Consider the following 11,052-nt stretch of genomic DNA (forward strand, 5'->3'; position numbering starts at 1 on the left):
GGCTGGTGACCTGGGGGGTTCTCAACTCGGGACTCCCTAGGGCGCGCGGGGGGCCCCGGGGGCGATGTGGGGGGCCCGGGGGGCGCCGGCGGGGCCCGCCCCCGGGGCGGGCGCCGGGGCAGCCCGGCGAGGGGGCGATCTGCGACTCAGGCCCCGATGGCGCGGTCGATCAGGCCCTGAAGCTGAGCAGCCACCCGATCGAGGGGTTCGGCGCTGCGCTTGGCCCGGCACATGGCCACGGTGCCCTCGACGGAGGAGACGATGAGGGTCGCAAGCTGCGCGGCCTGATCGGGCTCGGCGCCGTGGGCCCGCAGGGAGTCGGCGAGCAGCGACTCCCACCGGTCGAAGACCTCGGCCGCGGCAGCCAGAGCGGGCGGGATCTCGTCGGTCGGCGGTTCCTCGATGGCCACGGCCAGCACCGGGCACCCGGCGCGGAAGTCGGTGTCGACGACGATCTTGCGCCACAGCGCCAGGAACGCCCGCAGTCCTGCAGCCGGGCCCTTCTCCAGCTCCTTGCGCAGGCTGCGGGCCACCCACTCACCCGTGTACCGGACTGCCTCCGTGGCCAGTTGCTGCTTGCCCTCAGGGAAGTAGTGGTAGGTGGAGCCGAGCGGCGCCTTGGCGTGCTTGGCCATCTCGCGGATGCTCGTGGCGCTCAGGCCCCGTCGGCTGATCATGTCGGCGGCGCCGGCCACGATCCGCTCCCGTGCCTCCGGGTTCGTCTTGGGCACGTGCCTGCTCCCCTCTGGTTATAACGCTCGTCATAGTCTAGCGTGGCACCGGTTATAACGACCGTCATAATGCGATGGCGGCGTGATCCCTCAAGGAGAGCCACCGTGCCGATGATCCGGCTGACCGCACCCACCGGTGCCCTTACAGAGAAGGGCCGTGCCAGTGTCCAGCGCGAGCTCGCCGCCGTGCTGCTGCGCTGGGAGGGCGCACCCGACACCGCGTTTTTCCGCGCCCAGGCGTGGAGCTACCTGTTCGAACTCCCGCACGGGGCGCAGGCCACCGCGGAGGACGACGCGCCGCGGTTCCTCGTGGAGGTCACCGTGCCCGAGGGCGCCCTGTCCGAGCGCCGCAAGGCCGGCCTGGTCGAGGAAGCGACCCGAACAGTGCTCGACGCTGCCGGCCTGCCCCAGGGCGAGGCGCTGCGCGTGTGGGTGCTCATCCACGAGCAGCCGGACGGCACCTGGGGCGCGGGCGGCTCGGTCGTCCGCTACGCGGACCTGGTGGCGCTCGCCCGCGACGACAAGAAGGAGCCCCGCGGTGCGTGAGCTGACCTACGTCGCCCGCAACACCGTGGAGTGGCGCGAGGCCCCGGACCCGGTGCTCGGGTCCGAGCGGGAGGCGATCGTCGCGCCGGTCGCCGCGACCTCCTGCGATGTCGACTCCTCGATCCTGGCCGGGCACGGCTTCCTCGCCCGCCGTTCGCGCTCGGACACGAGTGCGTCGCCCGGGTCGTCGAGACCGGGGATGCGGTCACCACCGTCGCCCCCGGCGACCTGGTCGTCGTGCCGTGGTCGATCAACTGCGGCACGCGCGACCAGTGCAGGGCAGAGCTGACCGCGCACTGCACGTCGGTGCCGCACATGGCCATGTACGGCGCGCCGATCGGTGGCAGCTGAGGCGGGCTCTTCTCCGACCTGGTCCGCGTCCCCTACGCCGACGCCATGCTCGTTCCCCTGCCGCCGGGTCTCGACCCGGTCGCCATGGCGTCCGCCAGCGACAACTGGTCCCTGGCCTGGCGCCTGGTCGCCCCCCACCTGAAGAACCGCCCCGGTGCCCGCGTTCTGGTCATCGCCCGCGGCAGCTACGCATCGAGGCGGGACGCCCACTCGCACACGTCGCCGCCGAAGCCGGCATCTCCCGCCGGTGCTTGGGCAAGTGGTACGCCCGCTGGCGCGCGCACGTTGAGGACGGACTTCTCGACCGTTCCTCCCGCCCAGCAGTGAGCCCGGCCCGCACCGCAGAAGACGTCGCAGATCTCGTGGAGGCACTGCGTCGTCAGACCACACACGGTCCGGCCCGCCTGGCAGCCGACCTCCAGCGGCTGCACGGCATCACACTGGCCCAGGCCACTGTGCGCCGCGTCCTCGTCCGCCGGGGACTCAACCGCCTGCGTGACCTCGACCCACCCACCGGCGAGCGGTTGCGCGAGGTCATCCGGTACGAGCACGACCAGCCCGGCGACATGATCCACGTCGACATCAAGAAGCTCGGACGCATCCCGGCAGGCGGCGGGTCGCGAATGCACGGCCTCAGCACCGATGCGGCCCGCGCGTCCAAACGGGCCGGCCCCGGCACCGAAAACGTTGGCTACACCTACCTGCATTCAGCCGTGGATGATCACTCTCGACTGGCATGCACCGAGGTATTGCAGGACGAACGTGCTGCCACCGCGGCCGCGTTCTGGCACCGCGCAGCGTCCTTCTTCGCCGCCCACGGAATCTCGATCCGCCGCATCCTCACGGACAACGGCGCACGCTACCGCTCGCACACCTGGACTGACGCCGTCGCAGCAACCGGCACCAAGCACAAGCGCACCGGCCCCCCATACACCGCGGACCAACGGGAAAGTCGAACGCTACAACGGCACACTCGCCCGGGAACGGGCCTACGTGCGCGATTACATCTCCGACCTTGAACGTCGCGTCGCACTCGCAGACTTCCTCAACCACTACAACCACGAGCGACCGCACTCAGCTCTCGGCGGGAAGCCACCCATCAGCCGAACTCCCGCCAGCGGATACCGCGTCACCCTCGGCCATCTGCCGCAACCACCCGCTGTCGTCCCCCAGCAGCTCACGATCGAGGACGCGATGGAACCAACCTCATGAGACATCACAGCTAGTGGTCCCCCAGCCACCCCCGTTCCGCCGCCAGAAGGGCGATCTGGAAGCGGGTGCGGGCGCCGAGTCGGGTGCCGGCCTCGCTGACGTGCTTCTGGACGGTGCGGCGGCTCACCTTGAGGAGGCGGGCGATCGTGTCGTCCTTCATGCCGGTGGCCATCAGGTGCAGGATCTCCCGCGTGCGAGGGTCCGGTTCCTGTGTCGCCGGGGCGTCTGCGGGCAGGGGACCGCCGGGCGTCGGCGGTGGGGCGTCGGTCCGGCTGGACAGGGACACCGGCTCGGCGCGTTCCCACACGCACTCGAACAGGGCCACCAGTGCCTCGACGAGCGCGGGCGAGTGGACCACCAGAGAGCCCGCGGCCGGCCGGCCCCCGTCAACCGGCAGCAGGGCCGCCGCCCGGTCGAACACCACCAGCTTCACCGGCAGCCCTGACGCCAGCCGCAGTTCCCCGCCCTGCCCGGTGCCACGCAACGCCGTGGTCAGGGAGACCGCGTCGGTGAAGCCCTCGGTCTCGTACACCGAGCGCATCCGCACCCCCTCCGCCACGCCCGGTTCCCCGGTGGACGCGTCGGAACCGGTGACGTAGGGCGGTTTCGCCAGGTGCAGCACCTCGGATGCGCATCCCTTGAGCAGCTGGCCGTAGCGCGCCGACACCTGCTCCTGGCGCTCCAGCAGCTCCACCAGGTGCGCCGCGCGCGGCCCGGACACGGTCTCGTACACCTCGTGCAGGTGCTCCACGAGCGCTTCGGCGCGCGCCAGTTCGGCCCGCCGTCGGGCCAGCAGGGCGCCGAGGGACGAGCGCGGAGGGCCGGCCGCCCAGCGTGGCGTGCCGCCGTCGATGCGCAGTGCCAGTGAGGCGTCGGCGAGGTGTCGCAGGGCCTGTTCCGCGTCAACCGCCGACACGCCGGCCGCCGCCGCCACCTCGGCCGCGTCCGCCGAGGGCACAGCCACCAGGTGCTCCAGAACGCGCCCGGTCAGCGCGTCCAGACCGGTTCCCGACCACGGGCTGTCCGCGGGTGCGTCCATGGGCTGTGACACTCCTGTGCGCTGCGAGGCCGGGCGAACCCGAGCCGACCGGTGGTGAACCGGCGTCGATGCTACGTCCGTTGTGATCGAACCCGGCGCGGGCCTTGTCAATCCGGCAGAACCGGGGAGTCTGCATCCCTTCGTGGTCCTGATCGCACATTCAACGAAGCGAACCCCGGCGGGGGCAGCTCAAGCCCGAGGTAGTAGCCAGTGACGCGCCGGGTACTCGGCACAGCGCCCGATCGATCTACGGAGGCACTGATGAGCACGGTCAAGGAAACAGTGGAAGTCGACGTGCCTGTGCGCACCGCCTACAACCAATGGACGCAGTTCGAGGCGTTCCCGGACTTCATGGAGGGAGTCGAGGAAGTCAGGCAGCTGGACGATCGCCACAACCACTGGACCACCAAGATCGGTGGAGTCCGCCGGGAATTCGACACGGAAATCGTCGACCAGCTTCCCGACGAGCGCATCACATGGCGCACCACCAGCGGTGACACGTCCCAGAAGGGCTCGGTCCGCTTCCAGCGCGTCGACGACATGCACACCAGGGTGGAACTGGTCATGGATGTCGAACCCAGTGGGCCTGTGGAGAAGGCCGCGGACATGATCGGAACACTCGACCGGCGCGTCAAGGGCGACATGAAGCGCTTCAAGCAGTACATCGAGCAGCGCGGTGGAGAGTCCGGAGCCTGGCGCGGACGCATCAGGCCAGGGGGATAGTCGCCCAGGCCCATCCGATGGAAGGTGCGCATCGGCAGGGAAGGCGGAAAGCTGCGGGAGGAATCAGCGCGCCGCACCGCGTTCCCTGCATGCGCAAGCCGGCCCCGTTCGCGTGGCACCGGGATATCGGCGCACATGCGTCGCCTGCGTCGGAGGTCTTCTTCAGGAGCGGGGCGCCTTAGGTGAAGGGGCGCCTTAGGTGAAGGGGCGGGGGGGACGCGTTCGGCTCGGCGCGGCCGGGACCAGCCGCCACCTGCGGATGAGCCCGGCCGCGAGCGGGTCTCGACGCGCGCCGCAGGCGGTTGCGTGGTGCCCTGGGAAGGAGCGACTCCGGCCTTCAGGTGACACGCCGACGCAACCGGGAGGCATGCATGGCTCACCGAAAGCTGTTCCGACGCCCCGCCGGCATCGTCGCAGCGAGCGCCGCGGCCGTTGCCACCGCCCTCGCTCTCACCCTCGGCACCGCCTCCGGCCAGGCCCCCGGCGTCGACTGGAACGCCGTGAGCCGCGCGATCGGCCAGCCGCTGACCACCGAGGCCCAGGATGTGCACACCGCCGAGTGGCTGCGCACCGACCTGCACGTGGTCAACGCCGGCGTGACCGAGAACCCGGCCATGGAACTGAACGCCGAGGCGTCCTTCCACCCCACCGGCGACGGCAGGACGCTCATGATCGGGGAGGTCACCCTCACCGGCAGCGAGGTGAACACGGTCGCCGACCGCCTCCAGCAAGGCGGCGTGGAGGTCACCGCCCTCCACAAGCACCTCCAGGACGAGACCCCGCGCCTGTGGTGGCTGCACTACTGGGCCCTCGGCGACCCGACGCACATCGCCCGCACCGTGCACGACGCCCTCGCCACGACCGGCATCCCCCTCGGCTGGCAGCCCGGCGCCGAGCGGCCGATCGCGCTCGACGTCGCCAAGCTGAACCGCATCGTCGGCACGAAGGGCGACAACGAAAACGGCGTACTCCAGTACCACATCCCGCTGAAGGAATCGGTAGCCGACGGCCGCGCCCACATCACGCTGCCGTACCTGATGGAAGCCTCGACGCTGCTGATGTTCCAGCCGCTCGGCGGCGGGCGAGCAGCGGTCAACGGCGACTTCGCCATGACCGCCGACCAGGTCGACCCCGTCATCCGCGCCCTGCGCTCGCACGGCTTGACCGTCATCGAGGTGCACAACCACCTGCTCTACGAGCAGCCGCGCCTGTTCTATCTGCACTTCTGGAAGACCGGCGACGCCACCGCACTCGCCCACGACCTACGCGCGGGGCTCGACCGGATTCACGCAGCCAGCGGCTGATCGGACCGCACTGCGCGCCCTCTCAGAGGGATCGTGAGGCGACCGCCGTGGCCACAGGGGCGCGCCCAGTGCCGCGGGCAAGTCCGAGCGCCGCCCGTCAGCGACGTCGGCGGGTGTTGAGCCGGGCGGCCTGGCGTGTCAGGTGGTCGCGCTCGGCGAGGTTGGGCGCCTTGTGGGCCGCCTCGGCGTACAGCCGTGCCGCGGTCGCCAGGTCGCCGTCGCGCTCGTGGAGGTAGGCCGCCACCGCGGCATGTCGGGGCAGGGAGTCGTCCAGCCGCGCGAGTGCCGCCAGACCGGCGCGCGGGCCGTCGGCCTCGCCGACGGCGACCGCGCGGTTGAGCCGGACGACAGGGCTGTCGGTCAGGCGTGCGAGCTCGTCGTACCACTCGACGATCTGCACCCAGTCGGTCTCCTCGGCGGTGGGCGCGTCGGCGTGGAGGGCCGCGATGGCGGCCTGGGCCTGGAACTCGCCCAGCCGGTCGCGGGCGAGGGCCGCCTGCAGGATCCCGACGCCCTCGGCGATCAACGCGGTGTCCCACCGGCCGCGGTCCTGCTCGGCGAGCGGCACCAGGCTGCCGTCGGCCGCGGTCCGGGCGGCACGCCGGGCGTGGTGGAGCAGCATGAGGGCGAGCAACCCCGCCACCTCGGGGTGGTCGACGGCGGCCGCGAGCTGCCGGGTGAGCCGGATGGCCTCGGCGGCGAGGTCGACATCGCCGCAGTAGCCCTCGTTGAAGACCAGGTACAGGACGCGCAGCACGGTGGCGACATCGCCGGGCTGGTCGAATCGCACGTCGCGGACGGTGCGCTTGGCCCGGCTGATGCGTTGCGCCATGGTCGCCTCGGGCACGAGGTAGGCCTGGGCGATCTGCCGGGTGGTCAGCCCTCCGACGGCGCGGAGCGTGAGCGCGACCGCCGACGACGGCGTCAGCGAGGGGTGGGCGCACAGGAAGTACAGCTGGAGGGTGTCGTCCACGGCGGGCGCGGGCCCGGGCGCCGGTTCCTCCTCGACGAGGTCCTCACGCCGGCGGCGGGCGGCGTCCGCCCGCGTCGCGTCGAGGAACTTGCGCCAGGCCGCGGTGATCAGCCAGCCCTTCGCGTCCCGCGGCGGGTCGGCCGGCCAGACGCGCAGCGCCTCGACCAGTGCGTCCTGTACGGCGTCCTCGGCCGCCGCGAAGTCGGCTCCGCGGCGGACGAGGACGGTGAGCACGTTCGGTGTGAGGCTGCGCAGCAGGACCTCGTCCATCGATGAGGTCACTCCGTGACGACGCAGTGCTCGTGCCCACCGAGGAACGGGCGCAGCTCGAGCCATTCGTGGATCGGCTTCCCGCCGGCGCCGGGGGCGGCCGACAGCTCCCCGGCCAGCTCGAGGGCCCGCTCATAGGTGTCGACGTCGATCACCATCCAGCCGGCGATGAGGTCCTTGGTCTCGGCGAACGGGCCGTCGGTGACCGGTGGGCGTCCCTCGCCGTCGTACCGGACGAAGGTCCCCTCGGGGGCCAGTGCCTGGCTGTCGACGAACTCGCCGGTCTCCTCCAGGCGGGCCGCGAAGTCCCGCATGTACTGCACGTGGGCCGAGATCTCCTCCGGCGTCCACTGCTCCATCGGTACGTCGTTGACCGAAGCCGGGGCGCCGCGGTAGTGCTTCAGCAGCAGGTACTTGGCCATCGTGTCTCTCCTCGGTACTCCTGCGGCCCATTGTGGTCGCGTTCACCCCGGGGACGGAGCCGGACGCGGGTTCTCGACATCGCCGTCCGGTCTTTTTTTGAGCGACGGTGCGGTCGCAAAACGGCGTGGGCCGCGCCCCATTCCTCGGGCGCGGCCCACGCCGCCCATCCCACCGCTCTTGTGTGCGTGGCTCCGAAGCCGCGGTTCGGTGCGGGAGCTCACGCGCGTGCCGACGCGACACGGCTCAGGCGAGTTCGGGTTGCGGTTCTGGTCGAGGCACCGGTGCAATCTCCGGATCCCACAGTTTGGTGATCCGTATGTAGCCGCGGACCACTGAGGTCATCGCCAGAATGAGAAGTGGTCCGAACAGCCACGGATGTGTGGCCATCTCCACCGGCAGATACCGATACGACAGCAAGAGCGCGGCGAAAACCGTTGTGCCGTAGGCGACCAGCTGGATTCCTGACCGGTCCCAGCCACGTTCGACCGAGCGTAGAGCCGCCTCGATCGTCAGCGCGAACACCACACCCGCGACGAGATCCGCCCCGTAGTGGTAGCCGAACCCCAGCGTTGCGCCGAGCGTGGCGACCAGCCAGAACGCGCCTGCGAATCGCAGAAGCCGTGGGCCTTTGCGGGAATGAACGAAAATCGCAGTAGCCCACGCCGTGTGCAGGCTGGGCATGCAGTTGCGTGGGGTGATCTCGTCGTACGGCATCGGGTGGGGGGCATGGATGGGCGGCGGCGTGTCCGGCCACAGGTTGGCCACTGCCCAGTGCAAGCCGCCGGTGCCGGAGGCGCCCGGGCCGTAGGCGAAGACCGGTCCGACCACCGGGAAGATCATGTAGATGGCCGGCCCGAGGAGGCCGATGACCAGGAAGGTGCGCACCAGATGGTGACTTGGGAATCGACGCTCGGCCGCCACGTTGCGCAGCTGGTACGCCGTGACGACGACCGCGGCCACTGCCAGCTGACCATAGACGAGGTCGAGAACGTGGGCGCCGACCGGACCTGTGGCCCTGACGATCCGGCCTGCCAGCCACGACGGATCGCCCAGCGCCCGATCGGCGGTCGCCACGTACTGGTCGAGCACCGATGGGCGGCTCTTCGACGTGATCAGCAGCCAGGTATCGCCGGCCTTGCGGCCGGCCACCAGCAGCAGGCCAAGACCCACGCCCTTCAGCAGCAGAACCCGATCCGCGCCCCTTCGGCGGGTGACAGCGATGACCGCATAGCCCAGAATCACCCACAACGCGCCGTTACCGAAGGGGTGACCCTCGGTGATCTTGGCACCCACGGCCCACCGCACGAGCAACACGGTGACATCGATGCCAATCGCGACACCCGCCGCGATGAACCGTTGCCGCCAGGTGAGCACCACCATCATCAACGCCATGCTGCCGTACAGCAGGAAGCCTGATTTGGGAGGAAATATCACCTCCCGCACCTGATTGGTGATCGGCCCCGGGAGGCCGTAGCGACGCGCGGCAACCTCCAGGCCGACGAGGAATCCGAGGGCCACGACACCCGCCGTGACCCACAGCATCACCCGCGGCCCGTGGCCCGCAGCGAACCCGAATCTGCTCTTTATTCGCGAAATCACCCGCGACGCGATAGGTATCAATTATTTGGCCGATTTATTCGATGTTATTGAATTGATCACCCTTCGTCCGGATAGCACAGCTCCCCGGGGAAGGGTCAGCGATGCGGGAGGTCCCCGTAAGTTCGATCATGCTACCCGAGCGGTACAACTGGATTTTGCCGTTCATCAGTATTGCGTCGGCGGGCCGCGAACTACCGGCCCGAGCAAGGGCGTTGACATAACGCCGTAATACCGGCAAACAGTGACCAGCGGGTCCATCAAGCACCACGCCTTGAGGATCAACTCAGAGGGCGGTAGGCGCTTTGTCCGCGAGCGCGGATCATGGCGCCACGCGGTCCCGGGGCGTGCCCGACCGCGTCTTCGGCGTCGTGTCGTCGAGGAAGATGCTCCTCAACCGTCCGGGGCGGTGCGGTCACTCCGAGTAGCGGACCTGCCCACTGGGATGCGACGATTTACGGGGCCTCCCAAGTGGCGTATCGCCCTCCGGTTCGGGGCACCCGGATGACAGGAGCGATTCCCTGACCAGGAGGCCTGTCATGATCGCCCTCGGTGTCATCCTGCTCATCATCGGTTTCGTCACAGGGATCTCCATCCTGTGGACCATCGGCATAATTCTTCTGGTCGTAGGCGCGGCACTGTGGATCCTGGGCTCCATGGGGCACGCAGTCGCCGGCCGACGGCACTACTGGTAAGCGTTGAAGCCCACTTTCCGGCTGCCGGGGCCGGACCTCCCGGTTCGCGCCTGAGGGGCCCACCGGCGTAGACGCGTCGTACAACCCGTCTGCCTGGCCCTCGACCCCGACCAGCCCCGGCATGCCCAGCCGGAGGGCGCTCGAACACGTCGACTCTCGGGGAGTTGCCCGGGAGTTGAGGCGCCCGCGGAGCCGCCGCACCTGAATGAGGTACGCCGTCCGGCATGCCTTGCGGGGCACTTGCTGGAAAGGTGCGCCTGCCCTACGGACGGACTCGGTGATCTGAGCACTCCGGGCCTGGCCCGCTTCGATCACCGCCCAGCTGCGCGAGGATGCCGGTGAGTTCGCGAACGCGCGGGTGGTTGGGGCCGTACGTGCTGCGGTAGCCCTCGATCGCGTCGCGCAGCAGGGGAATCGCCTCCGCGCTGCGGCCCTGGTTGGCCTTCATCGCCGCCAGGTCGACCTGGACGCCGAGAGTCGCGGTGTGCCGGGGGCCGTGTGCCCGCCGATAGTCCAGCAGCAGCTCGGCGATCAGCGTCTCCGCCTCGGTGACCTGGCCGAGCCGGTTCAGGACGACGGCGTGGTTGTGCCGGGCGGTCAAGGTGTCGGGATGCCGGTCGCCCTTCAGCCGCGACCGGGCGTCGATCAGCTCCCGGTACATCGTCAGGGCGTCGGCGAGCCTGCCCAGGTGGATGAGGACGGCGGCGAGGTTGTGCCGCACGGTCAGTGCCACGTCGCCGTCGGCGTCGGCGTCGGCCAGCATCGCGCGGTACATGCCCTCGGCCTCGGCGAGCCGGTCGGGCGAGCCGCGCAGCGTTCCCGCCAGGGTGTTCCTGCTGCTGAGCGTGTCGGGATGGGCGGCGCCGAGGGTGCGGACGCGGCGGGCCACGGTGTCCCGCATCAGCCCTTCCGCCTCCTCCCTGCGTCCGAGGTCGATCAGGACCTTCCCCAGGTTCGACGCGATCGACAGGGTCTGGTGGTCGTCCTGGCCGCGCAGCCGCTCCCACCCGGACAGGGCCTCCCGCAACCGCTGCTCGGCGAGCGCGAGATGGCCGCCGCCTTGCAGCAGCCGGGTGAGGTCGTTCAGCGCCAGGAGCGTCTCTAATCAGCTAAGCGATCCCATGCGGACCGTGAGGTCTGACACGGGTTCTGCCCACCTGGGCGGGGACGCATGAGCGTGGAGATGGAA

General features: G+C 70.1%; 11 protein-coding genes and 2 pseudogenes. 7 read left to right on the plus strand and 6 right to left on the minus strand.

All coding sequences use genetic code 11. The features are described 5' to 3' along the window. Positions 1 to 146: 146 nt before the first annotated feature. Positions 147 to 731: a TetR/AcrR family transcriptional regulator gene (locus ACIBJF_RS48960; RefSeq protein WP_399184373.1), complete on the minus strand. Its 585-nt coding sequence runs from the start codon at positions 729 to 731 to the stop codon at positions 147 to 149. Positions 732 to 836: 105 nt separating this feature from the next. On the opposite strand from ACIBJF_RS48960, the gene ACIBJF_RS48965 reads away from it, so the two are divergent. From ACIBJF_RS48965 to ACIBJF_RS48975, 3 genes and pseudogenes are all read left to right on the plus strand, one after another. After that, positions 837 to 1,277, plus strand: a complete 441-nt coding sequence (locus tag ACIBJF_RS48965; RefSeq protein WP_399184374.1) for a 4-oxalocrotonate tautomerase family protein — start codon at positions 837 to 839, stop codon at positions 1,275 to 1,277. Continuing rightward, positions 1,270 to 1,814 (plus strand): annotated as a pseudogene (locus tag ACIBJF_RS48970) (alcohol dehydrogenase catalytic domain-containing protein); the annotation flags it as partial. The gene ACIBJF_RS48965 and the pseudogene ACIBJF_RS48970, both read left to right, overlap by 8 nt. A 5-nt stretch (positions 1,815 to 1,819) precedes the next feature. Next, positions 1,820 to 2,753 (plus strand): annotated as a pseudogene (locus ACIBJF_RS48975) (IS481 family transposase); the annotation flags it as partial. 97 nt (positions 2,754 to 2,850) lie between these two features. Here ACIBJF_RS48975 and ACIBJF_RS48980 read toward each other — a convergent pair. Continuing rightward, positions 2,851 to 3,879, minus strand: a complete 1,029-nt coding sequence (locus ACIBJF_RS48980) for a LuxR C-terminal-related transcriptional regulator (protein ID WP_399184375.1) — start codon at positions 3,877 to 3,879, stop codon at positions 2,851 to 2,853. Positions 3,880 to 4,140: 261 nt separating this feature from the next. On the opposite strand from ACIBJF_RS48980, the gene ACIBJF_RS48985 reads away from it, so the two are divergent. Continuing rightward, entirely contained in the window at positions 4,141 to 4,602 is a 462-nt protein-coding gene (locus ACIBJF_RS48985; RefSeq protein WP_399184376.1) for an SRPBCC family protein, read from the plus strand. A 371-nt stretch (positions 4,603 to 4,973) separates the two neighbouring features. Then, the gene (locus ACIBJF_RS48990; protein WP_399184377.1) at positions 4,974 to 5,906 is read left to right on the plus strand and encodes a DUF1259 domain-containing protein; all 933 of its coding nucleotides are present in this window, start codon (positions 4,974 to 4,976) and stop codon (positions 5,904 to 5,906) included. Between the two features lie 97 nt (positions 5,907 to 6,003). Here the strand turns inward: ACIBJF_RS48990 and ACIBJF_RS48995 are convergent, their stop codons facing one another. From ACIBJF_RS48995 to ACIBJF_RS49005, 3 genes are all read right to left on the minus strand, one after another. Further along, positions 6,004 to 7,149, minus strand: coding sequence for an RNA polymerase sigma factor (locus tag ACIBJF_RS48995; RefSeq protein ID WP_399184379.1), 1,146 nt, complete (start codon positions 7,147 to 7,149; stop codon positions 6,004 to 6,006). Between the two features lie 8 nt (positions 7,150 to 7,157). Beyond that, entirely contained in the window at positions 7,158 to 7,571 is a 414-nt protein-coding gene (locus ACIBJF_RS49000) for a YciI family protein (RefSeq protein WP_399184380.1), read from the minus strand. A gap of 244 nt (positions 7,572 to 7,815) precedes the next feature. Next, positions 7,816 to 9,114: a phosphatase PAP2 family protein gene (locus tag ACIBJF_RS49005; protein ID WP_399184381.1), complete on the minus strand. Its 1,299-nt coding sequence runs from the start codon at positions 9,112 to 9,114 to the stop codon at positions 7,816 to 7,818. Here ACIBJF_RS49005 and ACIBJF_RS49010 point away from each other — a divergent pair. Both ACIBJF_RS49010 and ACIBJF_RS49015 read left to right on the plus strand, forming a co-directional pair. After that, positions 9,101 to 9,400, plus strand: a complete 300-nt coding sequence (locus tag ACIBJF_RS49010) for a hypothetical protein (protein ID WP_399184383.1) — start codon at positions 9,101 to 9,103, stop codon at positions 9,398 to 9,400. The two genes, ACIBJF_RS49005 and ACIBJF_RS49010, sit on opposite strands and share 14 nt — an antisense overlap. Before the next feature lie 307 nt (positions 9,401 to 9,707). Next, on the plus strand, positions 9,708 to 9,863 hold the full coding sequence (locus tag ACIBJF_RS49015) for a DUF6131 family protein (RefSeq protein WP_365331449.1): 156 nt from the start codon (positions 9,708 to 9,710) through the stop codon (positions 9,861 to 9,863). Between the two features lie 262 nt (positions 9,864 to 10,125). On the opposite strand, the gene ACIBJF_RS49020 is transcribed toward ACIBJF_RS49015, so the two are convergent. After that, positions 10,126 to 10,956, minus strand: coding sequence for a tetratricopeptide repeat protein (locus ACIBJF_RS49020; protein ID WP_399184382.1), 831 nt, complete (start codon positions 10,954 to 10,956; stop codon positions 10,126 to 10,128). Positions 10,957 to 11,052: the final 96 nt, after the last annotated feature.

Source organism: Streptomyces sp. NPDC050743 (genome assembly GCF_044456925.1).
In the GTDB taxonomy this organism is placed as follows: domain Bacteria; phylum Actinomycetota; class Actinomycetes; order Streptomycetales; family Streptomycetaceae; genus Streptomyces.